Source organism: Mycobacterium sp. E342, from assembly GCF_001667665.1.
Classification (GTDB): domain Bacteria; phylum Actinomycetota; class Actinomycetes; order Mycobacteriales; family Mycobacteriaceae; genus Mycobacterium.
This window is the reverse complement of record NZ_LZJM01000250.1, coordinates 89,904-112,897: the sequence shown is the minus strand read 5'-3', so window position 1 is coordinate 112,897 and position 22,994 is coordinate 89,904. Positions and strand designations below refer to the sequence as shown.

Here is a 22,994-nt window from a genome sequence, read left to right as displayed (position 1 = left end):
CTATCGTGCCACTTCCAGTTCGAGGGCCTCGACCGCGCGGCCGGCCGCCCCGACGCACGCCGGCACGCCGATGCCGTCGAGATAGCTACCGGCCACGGCGAGCGTCGGCGGCAGGCCCGCACGAATCTCGGCGACCAGCTCCGCGTGGCCCGGACCGTACTGCGGCATGGCCTCGATCCAGCGCTGCACGCGCGCATCCACCGGCTCGACGTCCAGACCGAAGACGGTGGCCAGGTCGTCCACGGCCCATCCCAGCAGCTCGTCATCCGACGCCGTTTCGGCCAGGCCGTCACCGCACCGGCCGAACGACAACCGCAGCAGCTGCGTGTCGCCGCGGGCGCCCCACTTGCGCGACGACAGGGTAATCGCCTTGTCCCGCAAGCTTTCCCCGGTGGCCACCAGCACTCCGGAACACTGCGGGAACGCGGTGTCGCCCGGCACCGCCAGAGCCACCACCACCGACGACGCGCTGGTGATCCGCCCGGCGGCAGCGGCGCTACCGGGGGCGACGTCAGCGACCAGGCGCGCCAGCCGCGGGGCGGGGATGGCCAGGATAACGGCGTCGGCGTGCCAGCGGGTGCCGGTGTCGTCCAGCAGCGACCACCTCGCCCCGGCGGGCTCGAGCCGTTGCACGGCGGCCCGGACCCGGCGCGGCCGGGCGCGCTCGACGAGCGCGTCGAGCAGCACCTGGTAGCCCCCGTCCAACGCCCCGAACAGCGGCCCGCCGGTCGCCGGGGGCAGCGCCTGTCGGACCGCCTCGGTCAGGCTGGTGGCGCCGCGGTCCAAGGCCGCCGCGATGCCCGGGGCCGCCGCGCGCAGACCGATGGTGGCCGCCGAACCCGCGTACACCCCGCTCAGCAGCGGGTCCACCGACCGGGCCACGACCTGCTCGCCGAACCGCTCGCCCACCAGGTCGGCGGTCGCGGGATCGCTGCCGGGCCGCCAGTCCAGTGGGCGGCCGGGCTCGGCTTCGATGCGCGCGACCGTCGCCTCGTCGACCAGCCCGGCCATCGACGCGGCCGTCGACGGAATGCCGACCACTGTGGCGGTGGGCAGCGGATGCAACGTTCGCCCGCTGTAGATCAGCGGCCGGGCGCCGGTGGACTCCAGCCGGCGCCCCGACAGGCCCAGCTCGGCCAGCAGCGCCGGCATCTCCGGCCGGCGCAGGATGAACGCCTCGGCGCCCAGGTCCATGGTCTGCCCGCCGACATGCTCGGTGCGCAGGATCCCACCCAGCCGGTCGCCGGGTTCGAACAGCGTGATGGCCGCGTCGTCGCCCACCGCCGCCCGCAGCCGGTACGCCGCCGTCAGCCCCGAAATCCCGCCCCCGACAACGCAATACGAGGGGGGCGTCATAACGAGTGGACCAGTGACACCAGGTCGGTCAGCACGCCCGGGTCCGTGTCGGGCAACACACCGTGGCCAAGGTTGAAGACGTGACCGGTCGCGCCCGCGTCGACGGCGCGGCGCCCGTCCTCGACCACAGCCCGGGCGGCACGGTCCACGGCGGGCCATCCAGCCATCAGCACCACCGGATCGAGGTTGCCCTGCAGCGCCGTGCCCGGCGCGACCCGGGCGGCCGCGTCGGTGAGCGACGTCCGCCAGTCCACCCCCACCACCGTCGCTGTGGCTGGTTTCAGGACCGTCGACATGGCGCCCAGCAGCTCGGCGGTGCCCACCCCGAAGTGCGTCATCGGCACGCCGTGCTCGGCCAGCGCGCCGAAGACCCGAGCGCTGTGCGGTTGCACGTAGGTGCGGTAGTCGGCGAGCGACAGGGCGCCCGCCCACGAGTCGAACACCTGAACGGCGTCCACCCCGGCCTCCAGCTGCGCCCGCAGAAAGCCCACGGTGATGTCGGTGAGCTTTGCCATCAGCGCGTGCCAGGTGTCGGGTTCGGCCAGCATCATCGCCTTGGTGCGCGCGTGGTGGCGGCTGGGGCCGCCCTCGATCAGATACGACGCCAGGGTGAACGGCGCGCCCGCGAACCCGATCAGCGGGACGTCGCCGAGCGCGGCCACCAGCAGCGTGACCGCGTCGGACACCGGCTGAATCCGTTGCCGGTCAAGGGGTTTCATCGCATCGACGTCGGCGGCGGTGCGCACCGGCGACGCGATGACCGGCCCTACCCCCGCGACGATGTCCAGGTCGACGCCCGCGCCGAGTAGCGGCACCACGATGTCGGAGAACAGGATCGCCGCGTCGACGTCGTGGCGGCGCACCGGCTGCAGGGTGATCTCGCAGACCAGCTCGGCGTCGAAGCAGGCCGCCAGCATGTCGGTCTGGGCCCGCAGCGCCCGGTATTCCGGCAGCGAGCGACCCGCCTGGCGCATGAACCACACCGGGATCCGGTTGGGTTTCGCGCCGGTGACGGCGGCCAGATACGGCGACTCGGGGAGGTCGCGGCGAGTACTCATTGTCCTCAATGCTGCCACGACGGCGGCCTCCGTCCCGCGCTGCGTACTATCACGACCGTGCCAGTCAGCCAACCGCCCGTGAATTACGACGAGTTCCCCAGCCTGCGGTGCGACGTGGGCGATGACGGCATCCTGACCCTGGTTCTCGACGCTCCCGGCCTCAACTCGGTCGGGCCGCAGATGCACCGCGACCTCGCCGACATCTGGCCGGCGATCGCCCGCGACCCCGACGTGCGCGTCGTGCTGGTCCGCGGCGAGGGCAAGGCCTTCTCCTCCGGCGGCAGCTTCGACCTGATCGACGAGACGATCGGCGACTACGACGGCCGGATGCGCATCATGCGGGAGGCCCGCGACCTGGTGCTCAACATGGTCAATTTCGACAAACCCGTCGTCTCGGCGATCCGGGGACCGGCCGTCGGCGCGGGCCTGGTGGTGGCCCTGCTCGCCGACGTCTCGGTGGCCGGTCGCACGGCGAAGCTCATCGACGGGCACACCAAGCTGGGCGTGGCCGCCGGGGACCACGCCGCGATCTGCTGGCCCCTGTTGGTCGGCATGGCGAAGGCCAAGTACTACCTGCTCACCTGCGAGACGCTGCTGGGCGAGGAGGCCGAACGCATCGGCCTGGTCTCGACCTGCGTCGACGACGACGAGGTGTTGGCCACGGCGGCGCGCATCGCGGAGGATCTGGCGCGCGGGGCGCAGAACGCCATCCGCTGGACCAAGCACAGCCTCAACCACTGGTACCGCATGTTCGCGCCCACCTTCGAGACCTCGCTCGGGCTGGAGTTCCTCAGCTTCAGCGGCCCCGACGTGCAGGAAGGCCTCGCCGCGCATCGCGAGAAGCGGCCCGCCCGATTTGCCGGCGGAACAGGGTCCTGAGCTGGGTCGATAGGTTGCCATGGGGTCTCATAACGGGTTGGTAGCGGTCGGCGCGCCTGATTCCGCGTGTCCCCCGATGGGTCTACCGTCGGACCCTGTGACCCGTGCCGCGCCGATGCAGAACCGTCACGATGCGGTGGGGGCACCACCCGCTTGCGGGGGAGAGTGGCGCTCATGACCTACGCCGCGCCGCCGCGAAGTGGCCGGGATGAACAGGAGCGGCGCCAAGTGACCTCAGCTGAACCGGAGCCATTCCGCGAGGCGGTCGCGGCCATGAACGGCGTCACCGTGCGCCCGGAGATCGAACTGGGCCCCATCCGCCCGCCGCAACGCCTCGCGCCCTACAGCTACGCGCTGGGGGCCGAGGTCAAACATCCCGACCGGGAAATCATCCCCGAGCGATCCGACGGCGACGCCTTCGGCCGCCTGATCCTGCTGTATGACCCGGAAGGCGCCGACGCGTGGGACGGCACCATCCGCCTGGTCGCCTACATCCAGGCCGACCTGGACCCCAGCGAGGCCGTCGACCCCCTGCTGCCCGAGGTGGCGTGGAGCTGGCTCGTCGACGCGCTGGAATCCCGGATGGAGCAGGTCACCGCGCTGGGCGGCACGGTCACGGCCACCACCTCGGTGCGCTACGGCGACATCTCCGGACCGCCGCGCGCCCACCAGTTGGAGCTGCGGGCGTCGTGGACGGCGACCACGCCGCAGGTCGGTGTCCACGTCGAGGCGTTCTGCGAGGTACTCGAACACGCGGCGGGGCTTCCGCCGACGGGCGTCACCGACCTGAGCTCGAGGTCACGCGCCTGACATGTGCGAACCGGCCGCCGACGGGCCCGTCAGCACCGAACCCGACAGCAGCGAACCCCAGCCCACCCCGCTGCTGCGCCCGGCCGAAGGGATCCCGGACCTCTCCGTGACCGTCCGCCAGATCGAGGCGGCCGCCGAACTCCTGAATCGTGGGCGTGGGCCGTTTGCGGTGGACGCCGAGCGGGCGTCGGGTTTCCGGTACTCCAACCGGGCCTACCTGATCCAGATCAGGCGGGCCGGCGCCGGCACCGTGCTCATCGACCCGGTCAGCCACGGCGCCGACCCGCTCGAGGCGCTGCGGCCCGTCGCCGAGGTGCTCAGCGAAGACGAATGGATCCTGCATTCGGCCGACCAGGACCTGCCCTGCCTGGCGGAAGTCGGCCTGCAGCCAGCCGCGCTCTACGACACCGAGCTCGCCGGCCGGCTGGCCGGGTTCGAGCGGGTGAACCTGGCGACCATGGTGGAGCGACTGCTGGGGTCCGGGCTGGCCAAGGGCCACGGCGCGGCGGATTGGTCCAAACGGCCGCTGCCCGAGGAATGGCTCAACTACGCGGCGCTGGATGTGGAACTGCTCATCGAGCTGCGCGCCGCCATCGCCGACGTCCTGGCCCAGCAGGGCAAAACTCATTGGGCGGCAGAGGAATTCGACTATCTGCGCGACGCGGGCACCAGGGAGCCCAGCGCTGCGGCACGGCCGGACCGGTGGCGGCGCACGTCGGGGATCCATCGGGTGCGCGACCGGCGCGGCCTGGCCGCGGTCCGCGAGCTGTGGTTGACGCGCGACCGCATCGCCCAGCGCCGCGACATCGCGCCGCGACGCATCCTGCCGGACTCGGCCATCATCGAGGCCGCCCTCGCCGACCCCAAGACGGTCGAGGAGCTCACCGCGTTGCCGGTCTTCGGCGGGCGCAATCAACGTCGCAGCGCCGCCACGTGGTTGGGGGCGCTGGAAGCGGCCAGGCAAACCAAGAATCCGCCCCTGGACGCCGAACCGCTGAACGGACCGCCGCCGCCGGCGCGGTGGAGCCGGCGCAAACCGGAGGCCGCCGCGCGGCTGGAGGCGGCGCGCGCGGCACTGTCCCAGGTGTCGGAGCGCGTCAACGTCCCCACCGAGAACCTGGTCTCCCCCGACCTGGTGCGACGGCTGTGCTGGGACTGGGAACCCGCGCCCGACCCCCTCGAGGCAGTCGAGGGGTTCCTGCGCGCCGGTCAGGCGCGGCAGTGGCAGCGGGAATTGGTGAATCCCCCGCTGGCCCGAGCGTTGCAGCCGCCCGACGAGAGCGGCACCGAGATCGACGGCAGCGCGGAAAAGGTCGAGTAGACCGCGCGCTAACGTCGATTTCGGCGTCGGCGAGCGGGCTAGTCCAGGTGCTCGCGGATCTCAGCTTCGGTGACGGCGCTGCCCAGCGCGGCGACCCAGCCGGTGATGCGGCGGGCCACGTCCTGATCCGTCAGCCCCAGCTCGGCCAGCAGCTCGCCCCGCGAGGCGTGCTCATAGAACCGCTGCGGCAGGCCCACATCCCGGCATGGCACGTCGATCTCCGCGGCGCGCAGGGCCGCGGACACCGCCGACCCGATGCCGCCGTTGACGCCGTTGTCCTCGCACGTGACCACCAGTTTGTGCTGTGCGGCGAGCTCGAGGACCACCTCGGACACCGGTAGCACCCAGCGCGGGTCGATCACCGTCACGCCGATCCCCTGGTTGTGCAGCCGCTTGGCGACCTCCAACGCCATCGGGACGAACGCGCCGACGCCCACCAGCAGCACGTCGTGGTTGAGCCCGTCGGCCGGCACCGCGAGCACGTCGACGCCCGAAAGGCCGGCACCTCGCCGCTCGATGGCCGGAACATCTTCGCCCACATCACCTTTGGGGAACCGGAGGGCGGTCGGGCCGTCGTTGACATCCAGCGCCTCACCGAGTTCCTCGCGCAGCCGGGTGGCGTCGCGGGGCGCGGCCACCCGCATGCCGGGCACGATGCCCAGCATCGACATGTCCCACATGCCGTTGTGGCTGGCGCCGTCCGAACCGGTGATGCCGGCCCGGTCGAGCACCATGGTGACCGGCAGCTTGTGCAGGGCCACGTCCATCATGATCTGGTCGAAGGCCCGGTTGAGGAACGTCGAATAGATCGCCACCACCGGGTGCATGCCGCCCATCGCCAGCCCCGCCGCCGACGTCAGAGCGTGTTGCTCGGCGATGCCGACGTCGAACAGGCGGTCCGGAAACTGCTGCCCGAACGCGCTCAACCCGGTCGGACCGGGCATCGCCGCGGTGATCGCCACGATGTCGCGGCGTTTCCTGGCGTAGCCGATCAGCGCATCGGAGAACGTGGCGGTCCAACCCGGCCCGGCGACCTTGGTGGCCTGCCCGGTGACGGGGTCGATGACGCCGCAGGAGTGCATCTGTTCGGCTTCGTCGTCCTCCGCCGGGGCGTAGCCCATGCCCTTGCGGGTGACGACGTGCACGATCACCGGCCGGCCGAAGCCGCGCGCGTGCCGCAGCGCCGCCTCCACCGCGCGCTCGTCGTGCCCGTCGACCGGACCCACGTACTTGAGCCCGAGATCGGTGAACAGCAGCTGCGGGGACAACGAGTCCTTGATGCCGGCCTTGACGCTGTGCATGAACCGGTAGGCGAGCTCGCCGAGCAGCGGCAGCGAACGCACCGCGTCGCGGCCCTTCTCCAGCGCCTGCTCGTAGGCCGGCTGCAGCCGCAGGGTGGCCAGGCGGTCGGCGACGCCGCCGATGGTCGGCGCGTAGCTGCGGCCGTTGTCGTTCACCACGATGATCACCGGGCGCCGCGAGGCGGCGATGTTGTTCAGCGCCTCCCAGCACATGCCGCCGGTGAGCGCGCCGTCCCCGACCACGGCGACCACGTGCCGGTTGCGGTGACCGGTCAGCTCGAACGCCTTGGCCAGGCCGTCGGCGTAGGACAGCGCCGCGCTGGCGTGGCTGGACTCCACCCAGTCGTGTTCGCTCTCCGCGCGCGACGGGTAGCCCGACAGTCCGCCCTTCTTGCGCAGGCCCTCGAAGTCCTGCGCGCGCCCGGTCAGCATCTTGTGGACGTACGCCTGATGACCGGTGTCGAAGATGATCGGGTCATGCGGCGAATCGAAGACCCGATGCAGCGCCAACGTCAGTTCGACCACGCCGAGGTTGGGCCCGAGGTGTCCACCGGTGGCAGCGACCTTGTGGATCAGGAACTCGCGAATCTCGGCGGCGAGTTCACGCAGCTGCTGCCCCGACAGGTGTTGCAGATCAGCGGGCCCGCGGATCTGTTCCAGCATCCCGATAGTCTACGCAGCGGCCGCCGGAACAGCAGGGAGCTGGAGGTAGCCGGCCTATGAGGGGCCGAAAAGCTCGACCAGGGTGTCGTGCAGCTCGGGATCCGCCAGCACGACGACCTCGTCGCCGGCCTGAAGTTCGGTGTCACCCCGCACCGACACCAGGCCGGTGGTGCGGACCACGATGCTCACCCAGATGTCGCCGACCCGGTCACTGAGCCCCTCCACCGTGCACCCCTCGGCGGCCGATCCCCGTGCGACGCTGAAGCGATGGACCCCCTCCGGTTCGTCCGCGAGCCGGACACCGATCTCCCAGGGCTGGGTCTCCACCATGCGCATGGGCAGGTGCAGCAGTTTCGCGACGCCGGGCACCGAGCTGCCTTGCACCAGAACCGAGAAGATCACGACGACGACCACGATGCCGTAGAGGCGTTCGGCGTTGGGGATGTGCGCGGCGCGCAGCAACTCGCCGAGCAGAATCGGCACCGCCCCTTTGAGGCCGGCGAACAGTATGAAGGCGCGTTCGTTTCGCTTGAGTTGCACGCCGACCAGACACGAGCTCACCGCCAGCGGGCGAATCAGCGCCGTCAGGGCCACCCCGAGGGCGAGCCCGGGGATCCACACGTCGGGGTGGGCAAGGACGCCGAGGTCGACGGTCAGACCCAGCACGACGAACGCGACGATTTCGGCCAGCCCGGCCAGGGCGGCGTGGAACCGCTTGATCTCCGGCTTGTAGGGCGCGCGCGCGTCGCCGATCACGATGCCGGCGACGAACACCGCCAGAAATCCCGATCCGTGGGCAAGCGTGCCGATGCCGTACAGCATCAGGCTCGATGCCAGCGTTCGTAGCGGGTAGAGGCCTTCGCTGGGCAGCGCCACGCGGCGCATGAAGACGAGCAGGGCGCGGCCACCGACGACCCCGACGGCCAGGCCGATCGCCATCTGCAGAACGAATTGCGCCCCGACGGTGACGAACCCGGCGGCGCTGAGGCCACCGGCGGCGATCAGGCTGGACATCAACGAGATGCCGACCGGATCGTTGGCGCCGGACTCGCCCTCGAGGATGGTGCTGCTGCGGCCCCTGATTTCGCGTTTGCCCAGGACGGAGAACACCACGGCCGGATCGGTCGGAGCCACCGCCGTCGCGACGAGCACCGCGGGAAACCAATCGATTCGGCAGACGTAGTGCAGCATCAACGCGGCGCCGGCGGCGGTGAGGGCGGTGCCCAGGACGCCGACCGACAGGATGGGGGCGACCGCCGCGCGGAAACGGGAAGGCCCGATGTGCATTCCGCCGTCGAACAGCACCAGCACCAGCGCGACGGTGATGACCTGTTCCACGATCCGCTCGGACGGTGGCTGCACCGCGGGCACCGCATGCACCACCGCTGCCGTTCCGACCAGCACCAGCAGGGGCACCGGGACCTTGAACCGCTCGGTCAGGCGGTTCGCCAGCACCGCGACCAGACCGATCGCACTGGAGAACAGGATGATGAGCGCGAACCGAAGACCGTCGTTCACGATCGCGGCACCCGGAGACGGGAAGGCCCTGTGGTGGTGGGCACTCGAGCCTTTCGGTTGGTCGACAGGGACATCGAGGACATCGCCGACCAGACTTCCCGGCACACCGCGACGGAGTCTAGCCGCTCCGGGCGCACTTCACGCGCCGTTACGTCGCCGCCCTCCGCTACCCGCGGGTCAACAGGGCGACGCATTCGGTGTGATGGGTGAGCGGGAAGGCGTCGAACACCTTGATCTTCTCGACGGCATAGCCGTGGCCGAGGTAGAGGCCGATGTCGCGCGCAAAAGACGCTGCCTCGCAACCGATGTGCACCACCCGCGGCACGGCGGCGGCGGCCAGTTGGTCGATGATCTCGCGCCCGGCGCCCGCCCGCGGCGGATCCAGCACCGCCACGTCGGCGCCCGTTCGCTGCGTGCCGAGCACCCGCCGCACCGAGTCGGTGACCACCTGCACCTGGGGCAGGTCGTCCAGCGCGACGCGGGCGGCCCGCGTGGCCGCGCGCGAGGTGTCGACGGACAGCACCCGCCCGGTCTCCCCGACCGCGACGCCGAGCGCGGCGGCGAAGACACCGGCGCCGCCGTAGAGGTCCCAGGCGGTCATGCCGGGACCGGGCTGCGCCCAGTCGGCGACCAGCCTGCTGTACACCGCGGCGGCGCCGCGGTGCGCCTGCCAGAAGGCGGTCACCGGGATGTGCCAGCTGCGCCCGCCCACCCGCTGCACCGCCTCGTAGCGGCCCTCCACCACCTTGGTCGCCGTCTTTCTGCCCTGCCGCAGGGTGCGCACCACGTGGCGCGCGCCGTCATCGTCGACGGCGACGTGCAGTTGGGCGGTCGGCGGCCACGTCGAGTCGGCGAGCCCGTCGAGCATGCCGGCCGGCAATTGCGCGCAGCGCAGGTCGGTCACCAGTTCGTCGCTGTGATACCGGTGGAAGCCGGGGCGCCCGTCCGCGCCCACATCGAGCCGGACACGGGTGCGCCAGCCCGTCGGCCCCGTGTCCGACAGCGGCTCGGCGTCACCATTCCAGTGGTGGCCACCCAGCCGCTCCAGCTGGTTGGCCACAACCTGTGCCTTGAGCGCGCGGGCCGCGTCCGGGGCCGCGAACGCGAGGTCACAACACCCGGCGCCGTCCACGCCGGCGATGGGGCACAGCGACTCGATGCGGTCGGCCGACGGCTCCAGCACCTCCAGAACCTCCGCGTGCCAATAAGATCCGCGGTCGGCGGTGACCCGGACCCGCACCCGCTCACCCGGCAGCGCGTAGCGGACGAACACCACGCGTCCCTCGTGGTGCGCCACACAGCTGCCGCCGTTGGCCGGGGCGCCGGTCACCAACGTCAGCTCGTCGCGCGGGGGCAGCACCGCGTGGGGTGCGCCCGGTATCTCGCGGGTCAATCGAAGATTCCCCGACGAGCGTCACCGGGGGCGGCGTGCGGCTGCAGCGTCTGGAGGCGCTCCGACGAGGTCAGTTGCCACGGAACGGAAGTCACCATCACGTTGGGCATGAACAACAGCCGGCCCTTGAGCCGCAGCGCGCTCTGGTTGTGCAGCGCCTGCTCCCACCAATGGCCCACCACATACTCGGGAATGAACACGGTGACCACGGTGCGCGGCGACTCCTTGCTGACCCGCTTGACGTATTCGAGTATGGGGCGGGTGATTTCGCGGTATGGCGAGGCGATGACCTTGAGCGGCACGCTGATGTCGCTCTCCTCCCACTGGTGCACCAACTCGCGGGTCTCCCCCTCGTCGACGCTGACGGTCAGCGCCTCGAGCGCGTCCGGACGGGTCGCGCGGGCGTACGCCAGCGCGCGCAGCGTCGGCAGATGCAGCTTGGATACCAGCACCAGGGCGTGATTGCGGCTGGGCAACACCACGTCGTGCTGGGCGGCGGCCTGCTCCTCCAGCTCCCGGCTGACCGTGCGGTAGTGCCGGTGGATCATCTTCATCATCCCGAAGAGCAAACCCATGGCGAACAGCGCGATCCAGGCGCCGGCGACGAACTTGGTCACCAGGACGACCAACAAAACCGCGCCGGTGGAAAGCAATCCGACCGTATTGACGACGCGGGAACGCATCATCTTGCGCCTTGCGCGCGGATCGGTCTCGGTGCGCAGCAATCGGGTCCAGTGCCGCACCATGCCGATCTGGCTCAACGTGAACGAGATGAACACGCCGACGATGTACAGCTGGATCAGGGCGGTGACCTCGGCGCGGAACGCGATGATCGCCAACAACGCCGCCCCGGACAGGAACAGGATTCCGTTGGAGAACGCCAACCGGTCCCCCCGGGTGTGCAGCTGGCGCGGCAGGTAGCTGTGCTGCGCCAGGACGGAGCCGAGCACGGGGAAACCGTTGAACGCGGTGTTGGCCGCCAGCACCAGGATGAGCGCGGTCACCGTGGCGATCAGCAGGAAGCCGGCATGGAAGCCGCCGAACACCGTTTGCGCCAGCTGGGTGACCAACGTCTTCTGGTAGTAACCGGGCGGGGCGCCGGTCAGTTGCCGGGCCGGGTCCTCGACCAGCTGAACCCGGATCTGCTGGGCCAGCACGATGATGCCCATCAGCAGGGTCACCGCGATCCCGCCCAGCATCAGCAACGTCGTCGCCGCGTTGCGCGACTTGGGCTTCTCGAATGCCGGGACCCCGTTGCTGATCGCCTCCACACCGGTCAGCGCGGCGCAACCCGAGGAGAACGAGCGCGCCACCAGGAATGCCAGCGCGAAGCCGACAACCTGACCGTGCTCGGCGTGCATCTGGAAGCCGGCCGACTCCGCCCGCAGCGGGTTGCCCAGCACGAAGATCCGGAACAGGCCCCAGCCGATCATGATGAAGACGCCGACGATGAACGCGTAGGTCGGAATGGCGAAGGCCACCCCGGACTCGCGGATTCCGCGCAGGTTCAACGCCATCACAAGCAGGATCGCGGCCACGCAGAACCAGACCTTGTGCTCGGCCACGATCGGGATCGCCGAGCCGATGTTGGCCATCGCCGACGCCGTCGAAACCGCCACGGTGAGAACGTAATCAACCATCAGGGCGCTGGCGACGACCAGGCCGGCGGTGTCGCCCAGGTTGGTGGTGACCACCTCGTAGTCGCCCCCGCCCGAGGGGTAGGCATGCACGTTCTGCCGATAGCTGGCCACCACGACCAGCATCACCGCCGCCACGGCCAGACCGATCCAGGGCGTGAGCGCGTACGCGCTGACGCCGGCCACCGACAGCATGAGGAAGACTTCCTCGGGCGCATACGCCACCGACGACAAGGCGTCTGACGCGAACACCGGCAAGGCGATCCGCTTGGGCAGCAGGGTGTGACTCAGCCGGTCGCTGCGTTGCGGCCGACCGATGAGCAACCGACGCGCTGCGGTTGAAAGTTTCGACACGAGAGCCAAGAGTAAGCCCACATGGGTTTGGCGGTAGCTTCGTAGGCGAGAATGTTTGCCGACCCGAAATCGGCTGGCCGACGTGGGTTGCCGATTGGGGCGCAGGACGCAGCCGAGAGGATCCGATAGTGCGAGTAGTGGTGATGGGCTGCGGCCGCGTCGGTTCCTCGGTGGCCGACGGGCTATCGCGGATCGGCCACGACGTCGCGGTCATCGACCGCGACAGCACCGCCTTCAACCGGCTCAGTCCCGAGTACGCCGGGGAGCGGGTGTTGGGGCAGGGGTTCGACCGGGACGTGCTGCTGCGGGCCGGCATCGAGGAGGCCGACGCGTTCGCCGCCGTGTCATCCGGGGACAACTCCAACATCATCTCGGCGCGGCTGGCCCGCGAGACCTTCGGGGTCAAGCGCGTGGTCGCCCGGATTTACGACGCCAAGCGCGCCGAGGTCTACGAACGGCTCGGCATCCCGACGATCGCCACCGTGCCCTGGACCACCGACCGCCTCCTCAACGCCCTGCTGCGGGACACCGAAACCGCCAAATGGCGGGACCCGACCGGCACGGTGGCCGTCGCGGAGGTCGTCCTGCACGAGGAGTGGATCGGGCACCGGATCACCGATCTCGAGCAGGCCACCGGCGCCCGCGTCGCGTTCCTGATCCGGTTCGGCGCCGGCGTCCTGCCGGAGCCCAAGACGGTCATCCAGGCCGGCGACCAGGTCTACGTTGCCGCGATCTCCGGCCGCGCCGCCGAGGCCGTGGCCATCGCGGCCCTGCCACCCAGTGAAGAGTCTTAAGGAGCGGCGAAAATGAAGGTAGCTGTCGCCGGGGCCGGCGCGGTCGGCCGCTCCGTCAGTCGCGAACTCATCGGCAACGGCCATGACGTCACGCTGATCGAACGCAACCCCGATCACGTCGACGTCGACGCCATCCCGGCGGCGCACTGGCGCCTCGGCGATGCCTGCGAACTGAGCCTGCTGGAATCGGTGCACCTGCACGAGTTCGACGTGGTGGTGGCCGCAACCGGCGACGACAAGGCCAACGTGGTGCTGAGCCTGCTGGCCAAGACCGAATTCGCGGTGCCCCGGGTGGTGGCGCGGGTCAATGACCCCCGCAACGAATGGTTGTTCACCGACGCCTGGGGCGTGGACGTGGCGGTGTCGACCCCACGGATGCTGGCCTCGCTCATCGAAGAGGCCGTCGCCGTCGGTGATCTGGTGCGGCTCATGGAATTTCGCAGGGGGCAGGCCAACCTCGTCGAGATCACCCTGCCCGACGACACGCCCTGGGGCGGCAAGCCGGTGCGCCGACTGCAGCTGCCCCGCGACGCCGCGCTGGTCACCATCCTGCGCGGTCCACGCGTGATCGTGCCCGAGGCCGACGAGCCGTTGGAGGGCGGCGACGAGCTGCTCTTCGTCGCGGTCGCCGAAGTCGAAGAGGACCTGCGCAAGCTGCTGTTGCCGGACGGCCCGGCGCTGGACGACTAGGGCCGGTCGCGGACGGGGTCGGCGTCGAGCTGGACGCCGGTGTCGCCAACCGCCGACATGGCGCGCTGCGCGGACTTGATCGCCAGGTACGTCGCCAGCGCTGCCGCCACGGTGAGCGGCCACCCCATCGCGATGCGCGCGAAGGCCAGCCAACCGGTCCGGTCGGCGTGGTAGAGCAGGCCCTGGACGACGAACCGGGCGGCGAAGACCAGCACCCAGCAGACCGAGGCGATGTCGAACGCGTAGACGGCCCGCGGGACGTCACGCCAGCCGTGACCGCGCCCGGTGGCCCAGGTCCACACGAACCCCACCAGCGGCCGCCGGATGACGACCGACGCCGCGACGACCACCGCCCACAGCAACGACATCCAGATGCCCACCAAAAAGTAGCCCTTGGACTCCCCCACGATGTAGGCGACGAGCGCGCAGATGGCGACGCCGAAGAACCCGGAGAACGCCGGCTGCGGGGATTCCCGCCGGATCAGCCGCCACAGCAGGACCAGTGCGGCCGCGGCGAGCGCGGAGGCGATCGCCACGAACAGCCCCGACACGCTCGAGGCAATGACGAAGATCACAACGGGCAGCGACGAATAGATGACGCCGCTGACCCCGCCCGCCTGTCGCATCAGGCGTTCCACCGTGATGCGGTCGGTGGTCGCGCGGTCGGGCGGGCCCGACTCGTCGGGTCCCGGACCCGAGTCGTCGGGTCGCGTCACCGCTGAATTTCGTAGTGCGGGTTGTAGATGGCCTTGGCGCCGTTCTCCAGCTTGCCCAGCCGGCCCCGCACCCGGAGCTTGCGGCCGGAATCGATGCCGGGAATCCGGCGCTGCCCCAACCAGACCAGCGTGACCGTGTCGCTGCCGTCGAACAGCTCGGCGCGCACACCGCCCGCACAACCCTTGCCGTTACATTCCACGCTGCGCAGCGTGCCGATCATCGTGACCTCTTGGCCACGCTCACAATCGATTGCCCGTTGCGCGCCGGTTAGTGCTACCTCGTCGGACAACTCTTCGGAGTCGCGTTGCTCCGGAGCCTCCGTCAATCGGCGGCTGAGCCGGCGCAGATATCCTTGGGCCCCCATGGCCCCTCCTGACAATGCTGATAAGCCTTGGCGCTTCCATTTATGCCAACGGACACCGTAGACCTCTTGGTTCCCCCACGCCAACCGAGTCAAACGTCGTGTTGGAGCGCGACTCAACGCCGGGGCACTATCTGGGGGTGACTGTCGATCTGCGTGGTGTCACCGTCGTGTTGTTGCCCGGTACGGGCTCCGACGACAACTACATTCGCCGGGCATTTTCGGGTCCGCTGCGTGAGGTCGGCGCCGTGCTGGTGGCGCCGCCGCCCCAACCGGACCGGTTGATCGACGGCTACGTGTCCGCGTTGGACGCCGCCGCGCGAACGGGCCCGATCGCCGTCGGCGGGGTGTCGATCGGCGCGGCGGTGGCGGTCGCCTGGGCGCTGGCCCACGCGGACAAGGCGGTCGCCGTGCTGGCCGCGCTTCCGGCCTGGGCCGGGCCGCCGGACGCGGCGCCCGCCGCCCTCGCGGCACGCCATACTGCGTCGCAGCTGCGCGCCGAGGGACTGGCGACGACCACCGGCCAGATGCGGGCTTCCAGCCCGCCGTGGCTCGCCGACGAGCTGGCCCGGTCCTGGCGCGCCCAGTGGCCGCAGTTGCCCGACGCCATGGACGAGGCCGCCGCCTACGTGGCGCCCAGTCGCGCGGAGCTGGCCGGGCTGGCGGCCCCGCTGGCCGTGGCGGCCGCCGTCGACGACCCCGTCCATCCGCTGCGGGTGGGTTCCGAGTGGGTCGACGCCGCGCCGCGCGCGGCGCTGCGGACGGTGACGCTGGACCAGATCGGCTCGGACCCCGCCGTGCTGGGCGCGGCGTGCCTGGCCGCTTTGGCCGAGGCGGGCTGAGGGCGGGTCAGCCGCCGGTGGTGGTGCGCAGCTGCTGCATCGCCGAGCCCTCGGCGCTGCGGCGCGCCGCCGGCTCGTTGGCCCCTTCCTCCGCCGTGGCTTGTTGCGCCTGGGCCTGCTGGGCGGCCGCGGCTTCCCGCAATTGCTGCGCCATCGGCTCGGGCAGCTGCACGCTCAACGGCGTACGGACGGGAAGCGGTGTGTCGCCGCGGCGAACCACGGTGTCGGCCAACGCGGCTCGCGCCTCCTGCTCGAGGGCTTCCATCGTCTCGTGCGGGCCGTTGATCACGCAGCGGATCATCCAGCGGTAACCGTCGACACCGATGAAGCGCACCGCGCCGGACGCGGAGCCGACGACCTCGCGGCCCCAGGGCCCGTCCTTGATGCTGACTTTGGCCGAGTCCTTACGCAGCGACTCGGCGAGCTCGCCGGCGACTTCGCGCCACAGGCCACCCGTCTTCGGCGCCGCGTAGGCGGCGATGGTGAAGCGGCCGTTGGGCGTGACCACCCACACGGCGCTGGGAACGCCCGTCTCGGTCAGTTCGACCTGCAGCTGGCCCGCCTCCGGCATGGGAATGAGGACCGACCCCAGGTCCAGGCGCGCGAGCTCGGCGACCGACGGGTCGTCGAAATCGTCGATGTCGAACGGGCCCTCGAGTTCTTCGATCTCGTCGGAAGCCTCGTCGCCGGGCGGCGTGACGTCGCCGCCCACCGGGGTCTCTTCGCTGTCGTCGTTGTGTGAACGCTTACCGAACGCAGCCATCAGCGGCGCTCCTCCCCACTGCATCGTCGCCGGCGCGCATCACAGACTCGCATGTCCGCCGGAGGAACCGTGGCCACCATCGCCACGGGAGGTTTCGGCCAGGCCCGCCTCGTCGAACGACGAGACCTCGACCAGCTCGACCAGCTCGACCCGCTGCACCAGCAGCTGGGCGATGCGGTCGCCGCGATGCACCACGATGGGCTCGGCCGGATCCAGATTGATCAGCGCGACCTTGATCTCCCCGCGATACCCGGCGTCGATGGTGCCCGGACTGTTGACGATCGAAAGCCCAACGCGCGACGCCAATCCCGAACGCGGGTGCACCAGGCCGACCATCCCGAACGGAATCGCGACGGCCACGCCCGTGCGCACCAGTGCGCGCCGTCCCGGCTCCAGCTTGAGGTCTTCCGCGCTGTAGAGATCGACGCCGGCGTCGCCCTGGTGGGCGCGCGTGGGCAGTGGCAGCTCGGGATCGAGGCGAACGATGGCCAGACTGGTCGACACGGGGCCACAGATTACCCTTGACTGCGTGTCCGGTACGCGCGTCGCGCCGCACAGTGTGCGATATCGCGAACGACTGTGGGTGCCATGGTGGTGGTGGCCGCTGGGCTTCGGGCTGGCGGGGCTCATCGCGTTCGAAGTCAACATGGGTGTCGCCCCCGGGCCGTCCTGGCTGCCGTACGCGACCCTTTTCGCGGTGGCCGCCGGCACGCTGTTGTGGCTGGGCCGCATCGAGATCCGGGTGACCGCTGACCCGAACGTCCCGGGCGGGGTGGAACTGTGGGCCGGCGAGGCGCACCTGCCGGTCACCGCGATCGCCCGCTCCGCCGTGGTGGCCCCGTCCGCCAAGTCCGCGGCCCTGGGCCGCCAGCTCGACCCGGCGGCGTATGTGTTGCACCGGGCCTGGGTCGGGCCGATGATCCTGGTGGTGCTGGACGATCCCGACGACCCAACGCCGTACTGGCTGGTGAGCTGCCGCCATCCGGAGCGGGTGCTGTCGGCATTGCGAAGCTGACCGGCCGAAACGGTCAGGCCGCGCAGTCGGTACAGATCATCAGGCCGTTCTTCTCGCTGGCCAGCCGGCTGCGATGTTGCACCAGGAAACAGCTGGAGCAGGTGAACTCGTCAGCCTGCTTCGGGATGACGCGGACCGACAGTTCTTCCCCGGACAGGTCGGCGCCAGGCAACTCAAAAGACTCAGCGGTCTCGGATTCGTCGACGTCGACGACGGCCGAAGCCGCCTCGTTGCGTCGTGCTTTGAGCTCCTCCAGCGAGTCCTCCGAAACATCGTCGGTCTCGGTGCGCCGTGGAGCGTCGTAGTCGGTAGGCATACCTATTCCCCTGCCCTATTGCCTCTTCATGCCTCGTAATGTCAGGCATCGCTTTGTACCAGCGTCGAACGCATCCACCAAATGATTCGTGCCCGTATGACGGCCCGTTAATGTGTGATTTATGTCACACCACCATTGTGGGCCTTGCGTTCGCCTTTGAACAGTGCGTTTAGGGTGCGATTAGAGTGCACCTGTGGTCGCACAAATCACCGAGGGTACCGCCTTCGACAAGCACGGTCGGCCCTTTCGGCGCCGCAATCCCCGGCCCGCCATCGTCGTGGTGGTCTTCCTCGTCGTGGTGACGGCCGTGGCGTGGACCATCGCGTTGACCCGGCCGGTGAAAGTGCACGAGGTCGCGGTCTGCAATCCGCCGCCGAAGGCGACCGGATCGGCGCCGGCTCAGCTCGGTGAGCAGGTGTCCCGAAGCGCGATGATGGACGTCACGCCCGCCAAGCTCAGCGACACCAAGGTCCGCGTGCTCAACGCCAGCGGCCGGGGCGGCCAGGCCGGCGACGTGGCCGGCGCGATGAAGGACCTCGGGTTTGCGCAGCCGACCGCCGCCAACGATCCCCTCTATGCCGGTACCCGGCTCACCTGCCAGGGCCAGATCCGGTTCGGCACGGCCGGGCAAGCCACCGCGGCCGCGGTTTGGCTGGTGGCGCCCTGCATGGAGCTGTTCAACGACAACCGCGCCGACGACTCGGTCGACCTGGCGTTGGGGACGGACTTCACCGCGCTGGCCCACAACGACGACATCGATGCCGTGCTGGCCACCCTGCGCCCCGGCGCCACCGAGCCGTCCGACCCCTCGCTGCTCACCAAGATCCACTCGAGCAGCTGCTGAGGCAGCTCAGTCGAGAATCGGGTCGAGGCCGTCGATTTCGTCCAGGGCGGCCAGCAGCTCGTCGGCGATCCCCGGCGCGGCGGCCAGCACCAGCCCGGCGCCGTCGGTGCCGGGCGGCGGGAGGGAAACCCGGGCCCCCGCCTCGGCCGCGATCAGCGCACCCGCGGCGCAATCCCATGGCTGCAGGCCGTGCTCGTAGAACGCGTCGAGCCGGCCCGCCGCGACCATGCACAGATCCAGGGCCGCCGAGCCGATGCGGCGGACGTCGCGGACCATCGGCAGCAGCCGCGCCAACAAGTCGGCCTGCGCCGCCCGGCGCTGCCGTGCGTACCCGAAACCGGTGCCCAGCAACGCCATCGACAGGTCGTCAACCCTGGCGCACCGCAACGGCCGTACCCCCTCCTGGTCGATGACGTGCGCGCCCAGGCCGGTCGCCGCCGAGTACACGCGCTCGCCCACGACGTCGGCGACCGCGCCCGCCACCGACACGCCGTCCACTTGCGCACCGATCGACACCGCGTAGGCGGGAATGCCGTAGACGAAGTTCACCGTGCCGTCGATGGGGTCGAGTACCCAGGTGACCGCGTCCGCGGCCGTGCCCGCCGGGTCGGTCGGCCCACCGCCCTCCTCACCCAGAATCGGGTCGCCGGGCCGCAATTGGGCCAGCCGGTCCCGCAGCAGGCTCTCGGTCTCGGTGTCGACGACGGTCACCGGATCGGTGGGGGTGCTCTTCGACCACACCGCGCCGTCGCCGGAAAGTTTCGAACCCGCCGCGGCGCCGCCGAAGACCTCGGCCCGGCGACGCCGGACGAACGCGGCGGCTTCCGTGGCCAGCGTCTCGGCGACCGTGCGCAGCCGGGTGGGCTCGTCATCAGCTCGGGTCACCGGTCTATCGCATCACAGCCGCCACGGCCCCGCAGATACCCCGTAGCCGCACCGGCGCCGGGCTAAGGTGGGCGCACAGCCCAAGCCACGCCCAGGAGCTTCGATGACCAGCACCGACTCGACCACGGAAACGCCCGGCACCGGCGCCGCCGTCGGCGCACCACAGCGTCGGGGATTCGGCATCGACGTCGGCGGCAGCGGCATCAAGGGCGGGATCGTCGACATGGACACCGGACAGTTGATCGGCGAACGGGTCAAGCTGTTGACCCCGCAGCCGGCAACGCCGGAGGCGGTCGCCAAGACCATCGCCGAGGTGGTCAACGCGTTCGGCTGGACCGGCCCGCTCGGCGTGACCTATCCCGGGGTCGTCACCCACGGCGTCGTCCAGACGGCCGCCAACGTCGACAAGTCGTGGATCGGCAGCAACGCGCGCGACATCATCAGCGCCGAGCTGGACGGGCAGGACGTCACGGTGCTCAACGACGCCGACGCCGCGGGGCTGGCCGAGGAGCACTACGGGGCCGGCAGAAACCAGTCCGGCCTGGTCGTCTTGCTGACGTTCGGCACCGGAATCGGCTCCGCGGTCATCCACAACGGCACGCTGATACCCAACACCGAGTTCGGGCACCTGGAAGTCGGCGGCAAAGAAGCCGAACAGCGGGCGGCGTCGTCGGTCAAAGAGAAGAACAACTGGAGCTACGAGAAGTGGGCCACGCAGGTCACCCGGGTGCTGGTGGCCATCGAGAACGCGGTGTGGCCGGACCTGTTCATCGCCGGCGGCGGCATCAGCCGCAAGGCCGACAAGTGGCTACCGCTGCTCGAGAACCGGACCCCGGTGGTGGCTGCGGCCCTGCTCAACACGGCCGGGATAGTCGGCGCCGCGATGGCCTCCACCTCCGACGTGACCCACTGATTTTCCCCGGCAGAGCCGTTCGACCGCTCGCTGTCGTTACAATGGTCATCGGCGACCGCCCGAACGATAGCGTGCAAACACGAACGCTGATCCAACGCCGACATCGACATAGCAGATACTTTCGGTTCACCATGCCCATTACCCACCGAAGGTGAGCCCAAACGAAGGGGTGTAAGTGGCACCGACCAAGGCCAGCCCGGCAACCGACGCGCCGGTGAAACGGACCGCCACCAAGTCTCCGTCCTCCCCCGCCAAGCGCCCGGCGGCCAAGGCCGCCAACGGCACCGCCCCCGCCAAACGCGCCGCCAAGGCGCCGGCCCGGACCGCCAAATCCGAGGGCGAGGCCGGCGCCGAGAAGAAGACCCGCGCCGCCAAGGCCCCGTCGGGCCGTGGGACCAAAGCCGCCAAGGGCGCCTCGGGCGATGCCGACGTGGAACTGGAGGTCGTCGAAGAACTCGACGACGCGGAGCTCGACGCCGAGCCCGGCGAGGACCTCGAGATCGACGCCGGTGACCTGAGCCTGGACGACCTGGAGGACGACGTCGCGGCCGACGGTGAGGATGCCGACATCGAGCCGGCCGACTCCGACGACAGCGAGGAAGAGGGAACCGCCCCGGTCGCCGCGGCCGGCGCGCCCGCTCCCGACGAGGACGAGGAGATCGCCGAGCCCTCCGAGAAGGACAAGGCTTCCGGCGATTTCGTCTGGGACGAAGACGAGTCCGAGGCGCTGCGTCAGGCGCGCAAGGACGCCGAACTCACCGCGTCGGCAGACTCGGTTCGGGCCTACCTCAAGCAGATCGGCAAGGTCGCGCTGCTCAACGCCGAGGAAGAGGTCGAGCTGGCGAAGCGGATCGAAGCCGGTCTGTACGCCACGCAGCTGATGGCCGAGATGGCCGAGCGCGGCGACAAGCTTCCCGCCGCCCAGCGCCGCGACATGATGTGGATCTGCCGCGACGGAGATCGCGCGAAAAACCATCTGCTGGAAGCCAACCTGCGCCTCGTGGTATCGCTGGCCAAGCGCTACACCGGCCGCGGCATGGCGTTCCTGGACCTGATTCAGGAGGGGAACCTGGGCCTGATCCGCGCGGTGGAGAAGTTCGACTACACCAAGGGTTACAAGTTCTCCACCTATGCCACGTGGTGGATCCGCCAGGCCATCACCCGCGCCATGGCCGACCAGGCCCGCACCATCCGCATCCCGGTGCACATGGTCGAGGTGATCAACAAGCTGGGCCGCATCCAGCGCGAGCTGCTGCAGGACCTGGGCCGCGAGCCCACGCCTGAAGAGCTGGCCAAGGAGATGGACATCACGCCCGAAAAGGTGCTGGAGATCCAGCAATACGCCCGCGAGCCGATCTCGCTGGACCAGACCATCGGCGACGAGGGCGACAGCCAGCTGGGTGACTTCATCGAGGACAGCGAGGCCGTGGTGGCCGTCGACGCGGTGTCGTTCACGCTGCTGCAAGACCAGCTGCAGTCGGTCCTGGAGACCCTTTCCGAGCGCGAAGCGGGCGTAGTACGGCTGCGCTTCGGCCTCACCGACGGCCAGCCGCGCACCCTCGACGAGATCGGCCAGGTCTACGGCGTCACCCGCGAGCGCATCCGTCAGATCGAATCCAAGACGATGTCAAAGCTGCGCCACCCCAGCCGTTCCCAGGTTCTGCGCGACTACCTCGACTAGCAACTCACCGACCGTCCTCGCCGGAGGTTTTGCCGCGCAAGGATTTCCAGCCCGCATGGAAAATCCGTCGCGCCAGCGGCTGCGCCGTCGTAGCGTGACTCCCATGTCAGCCAACCGCACAGTGGTCTCGTCGGACTCCGAGTTCGAAACAGCCGTCGGCTATTCGCGCGCGGTCCGGGTCGGCCCGCACGTGTGGGTGGCCGGAACGACCGGCGCCGGAGCGGCCGGAGATATCGCGTCGCAGACTCGAGATGCCTTGCACCGCATAGAGATTGCACTCCATCAGGCGGGTGCGGCGCTCACCGATGTGGTGCGCACCCGCATCTACGTCACCGACATCTCCCGCTGGCGCGAGGTCGCCGCGGTCCATGCTCAGGTCTTCGGAGCCATCCGTCCCGCGGCGACCATGGTGGAGGTGTCCGCACTGATCGCACCCGGATTGCTGGTGGAGATCGAGGCCGACGCCTACGTGGAACCCCCCGCCGGCGGGAACGTGCCGTCCGGCGCCGGGCGGTAATCGGTGACCCGAATCACAGCATGCGTGGGCAGGGGGCCGTAGAGGTGTGGGAACAGCATCGACTCGGGATCCGTTGAAACGCCTGGTTCCCAACGCACCTCGGAGTCCAATCGGGCCGCATCGATGTGCAGCAGAACCAAATCACCGCGACCGCGATAGAGCCGGTTGGCCGGCAGATGAACCTGCTCGGGCGTCGACAGATGGATGAACCGCCCGTCACCGGACGCGTCGGGGCGAATCTCACCGCACGTGCGGGCACGGGACCACTCGTCGCGCCCGCACAGGTGTACCAGCAGGTCAGGAGCGAAAGCCACGAATGATCACTGTAGAGAGCACTACGAAACGAAACGTTTACAGCCCGTGAGA

At 70.0% G+C, this 22,994-nt stretch carries 24 protein-coding genes; 11 read left to right on the top strand and 13 right to left on the bottom strand.

Translation table 11 applies throughout. The annotated features are described in order from the left end of the window. Both A5692_RS20050 and hemE read right to left on the bottom strand, forming a co-directional pair. Complete coding sequence (locus A5692_RS20050) at nt 1–1,356, bottom strand: protoporphyrinogen oxidase (RefSeq protein WP_068058971.1); 1,356 nt, start codon at nt 1,354–1,356, stop codon at nt 1–3. Next, nucleotides 1,353–2,414, bottom strand: a complete 1,062-nt coding sequence (gene hemE / locus A5692_RS20045; protein ID WP_068058969.1) for a uroporphyrinogen decarboxylase — start codon at nt 2,412–2,414, stop codon at nt 1,353–1,355. The genes A5692_RS20050 and hemE overlap by 4 nt, the downstream gene beginning before the upstream one ends. A gap of 57 nt (nt 2,415–2,471) precedes the next feature. Here hemE and A5692_RS20040 point away from each other — a divergent pair, with 57 nt between their 5' ends. The 3 genes from A5692_RS20040 to A5692_RS20030 all read left to right on the top strand — a co-directional run bounded on the left by A5692_RS20040 (nt 2,472) and on the right by A5692_RS20030 (nt 5,424). Next, nucleotides 2,472–3,293 carry an enoyl-CoA hydratase/isomerase family protein gene (locus A5692_RS20040; RefSeq protein ID WP_068058967.1) on the top strand — a complete coding sequence of 274 codons (822 nt, stop codon included), beginning with the start codon at nt 2,472–2,474 and terminating at the stop codon, nt 3,291–3,293. Nucleotides 3,294–3,467: 174 nt separating this feature from the next. Then, nucleotides 3,468–4,103: a DUF3000 domain-containing protein gene (locus A5692_RS20035; RefSeq protein ID WP_067927339.1), complete on the top strand. Its 636-nt coding sequence runs from the start codon at nt 3,468–3,470 to the stop codon at nt 4,101–4,103. A gap of 1 nt (nt 4,104) precedes the next feature. Next, nucleotides 4,105–5,424, top strand: coding sequence for a ribonuclease D (locus A5692_RS20030; RefSeq protein WP_068058965.1), 1,320 nt, complete (start codon nt 4,105–4,107; stop codon nt 5,422–5,424). A gap of 38 nt (nt 5,425–5,462) precedes the next feature. Here the strand turns inward: A5692_RS20030 and dxs are convergent, their stop codons facing one another. The 4 genes from dxs to A5692_RS20010 form a co-directional block, all read right to left on the bottom strand. Next, nucleotides 5,463–7,388, bottom strand: a complete 1,926-nt coding sequence (gene dxs, locus A5692_RS20025) for a 1-deoxy-D-xylulose-5-phosphate synthase (RefSeq protein ID WP_068058963.1) — start codon at nt 7,386–7,388, stop codon at nt 5,463–5,465. Nucleotides 7,389–7,442: 54 nt separating this feature from the next. Beyond that, the gene (locus A5692_RS20020) at nt 7,443–8,906 is read right to left on the bottom strand and encodes a cation:proton antiporter (RefSeq protein WP_068058961.1); all 1,464 of its coding nucleotides are present in this window, start codon (nt 8,904–8,906) and stop codon (nt 7,443–7,445) included. 166 nt (nt 8,907–9,072) lie between these two features. Then, entirely contained in the window at nt 9,073–10,266 is a 1,194-nt protein-coding gene (locus A5692_RS20015; protein WP_068058959.1) for a class I SAM-dependent RNA methyltransferase, read from the bottom strand. Between the two features lie 29 nt (nt 10,267–10,295). After that, nucleotides 10,296–12,290 carry an APC family permease gene (locus tag A5692_RS20010; protein ID WP_068058957.1) on the bottom strand — a complete coding sequence of 665 codons (1,995 nt, stop codon included), beginning with the start codon at nt 12,288–12,290 and terminating at the stop codon, nt 10,296–10,298. A 128-nt stretch (nt 12,291–12,418) separates the two neighbouring features. On the opposite strand from A5692_RS20010, the gene A5692_RS20005 reads away from it, so the two are divergent. Then, the gene (locus A5692_RS20005) at nt 12,419–13,084 is read left to right on the top strand and encodes a TrkA family potassium uptake protein (RefSeq protein WP_156766176.1); all 666 of its coding nucleotides are present in this window, start codon (nt 12,419–12,421) and stop codon (nt 13,082–13,084) included. 12 nt (nt 13,085–13,096) lie between these two features. Continuing rightward, nucleotides 13,097–13,774, top strand: coding sequence for a TrkA family potassium uptake protein (locus A5692_RS20000; protein WP_067927355.1), 678 nt, complete (start codon nt 13,097–13,099; stop codon nt 13,772–13,774). Here the strand turns inward: A5692_RS20000 and A5692_RS19995 are convergent. After that, nucleotides 13,771–14,400 (bottom strand): DUF3159 domain-containing protein, encoded by a 630-nt coding sequence (locus A5692_RS19995; RefSeq protein WP_156766186.1) that lies wholly within the window; start codon nt 14,398–14,400, stop codon nt 13,771–13,773. The two genes, A5692_RS20000 and A5692_RS19995, sit on opposite strands and share 4 nt — an antisense overlap. Before the next feature lie 86 nt (nt 14,401–14,486). Next, nucleotides 14,487–14,855, bottom strand: a complete 369-nt coding sequence (locus tag A5692_RS19990; RefSeq protein ID WP_068058954.1) for an OB-fold nucleic acid binding domain-containing protein — start codon at nt 14,853–14,855, stop codon at nt 14,487–14,489. A 137-nt stretch (nt 14,856–14,992) separates the two neighbouring features. Between A5692_RS19990 and A5692_RS19985 the strand changes: the two genes are divergently transcribed. After that, nucleotides 14,993–15,694, top strand: coding sequence for a hypothetical protein (locus A5692_RS19985; protein ID WP_068059102.1), 702 nt, complete (start codon nt 14,993–14,995; stop codon nt 15,692–15,694). A 7-nt stretch (nt 15,695–15,701) separates the two neighbouring features. On the opposite strand, the gene A5692_RS19980 is transcribed toward A5692_RS19985, so the two are convergent. Together A5692_RS19980 and dut are read right to left on the bottom strand one after the other, a co-directional pair. Then, a complete protein-coding gene (locus tag A5692_RS19980) occupies nt 15,702–16,457 on the bottom strand; it encodes a DUF3710 domain-containing protein (protein ID WP_068058952.1) in 756 nt (251 codons plus the stop codon). A 39-nt stretch (nt 16,458–16,496) separates the two neighbouring features. Beyond that, nucleotides 16,497–16,961 carry a dUTP diphosphatase gene (dut, locus tag A5692_RS19975; RefSeq protein WP_067927364.1) on the bottom strand — a complete coding sequence of 155 codons (465 nt, stop codon included), beginning with the start codon at nt 16,959–16,961 and terminating at the stop codon, nt 16,497–16,499. Nucleotides 16,962–16,986: 25 nt separating this feature from the next. On the opposite strand from dut, the gene A5692_RS19970 reads away from it, so the two are divergent. Further along, the gene (locus A5692_RS19970) at nt 16,987–17,472 is read left to right on the top strand and encodes a DUF3093 domain-containing protein (protein WP_068058950.1); all 486 of its coding nucleotides are present in this window, start codon (nt 16,987–16,989) and stop codon (nt 17,470–17,472) included. Between the two features lie 13 nt (nt 17,473–17,485). On the opposite strand, the gene A5692_RS19965 is transcribed toward A5692_RS19970, so the two are convergent. Next, the gene (locus A5692_RS19965; RefSeq protein WP_007171590.1) at nt 17,486–17,788 is read right to left on the bottom strand and encodes a DUF4193 domain-containing protein; all 303 of its coding nucleotides are present in this window, start codon (nt 17,786–17,788) and stop codon (nt 17,486–17,488) included. A 193-nt stretch (nt 17,789–17,981) separates the two neighbouring features. Here A5692_RS19965 and cei point away from each other — a divergent pair, with 193 nt between their 5' ends. Beyond that, nucleotides 17,982–18,632 carry an envelope integrity protein Cei gene (cei, locus tag A5692_RS19960; protein ID WP_068058949.1) on the top strand — a complete coding sequence of 217 codons (651 nt, stop codon included), beginning with the start codon at nt 17,982–17,984 and terminating at the stop codon, nt 18,630–18,632. 6 nt (nt 18,633–18,638) lie between these two features. Here cei and A5692_RS19955 read toward each other — a convergent pair whose 3' ends face one another. Beyond that, the gene (locus tag A5692_RS19955) at nt 18,639–19,517 is read right to left on the bottom strand and encodes an inositol monophosphatase family protein (protein WP_068058947.1); all 879 of its coding nucleotides are present in this window, start codon (nt 19,515–19,517) and stop codon (nt 18,639–18,641) included. A 103-nt stretch (nt 19,518–19,620) separates the two neighbouring features. Between A5692_RS19955 and ppgK the strand changes: the two genes are divergently transcribed. From ppgK to A5692_RS19940, 3 genes are all read left to right on the top strand, one after another. Further along, complete coding sequence (gene ppgK, locus A5692_RS19950; RefSeq protein ID WP_068058945.1) at nt 19,621–20,430, top strand: polyphosphate--glucose phosphotransferase; 810 nt, start codon at nt 19,621–19,623, stop codon at nt 20,428–20,430. 175 nt (nt 20,431–20,605) lie between these two features. Beyond that, the gene (locus A5692_RS19945) at nt 20,606–22,111 is read left to right on the top strand and encodes an RNA polymerase sigma factor (protein WP_156766175.1); all 1,506 of its coding nucleotides are present in this window, start codon (nt 20,606–20,608) and stop codon (nt 22,109–22,111) included. Nucleotides 22,112–22,214: 103 nt separating this feature from the next. Next, nucleotides 22,215–22,628, top strand: a complete 414-nt coding sequence (locus tag A5692_RS19940; protein WP_068058943.1) for a RidA family protein — start codon at nt 22,215–22,217, stop codon at nt 22,626–22,628. Here the strand turns inward: A5692_RS19940 and A5692_RS19935 are convergent. Continuing rightward, nucleotides 22,577–22,942: a DUF952 domain-containing protein gene (locus A5692_RS19935; protein WP_068058941.1), complete on the bottom strand. Its 366-nt coding sequence runs from the start codon at nt 22,940–22,942 to the stop codon at nt 22,577–22,579. The genes A5692_RS19940 and A5692_RS19935 overlap by 52 nt on opposite strands. Nucleotides 22,943–22,994 lie beyond the last annotated feature (52 nt).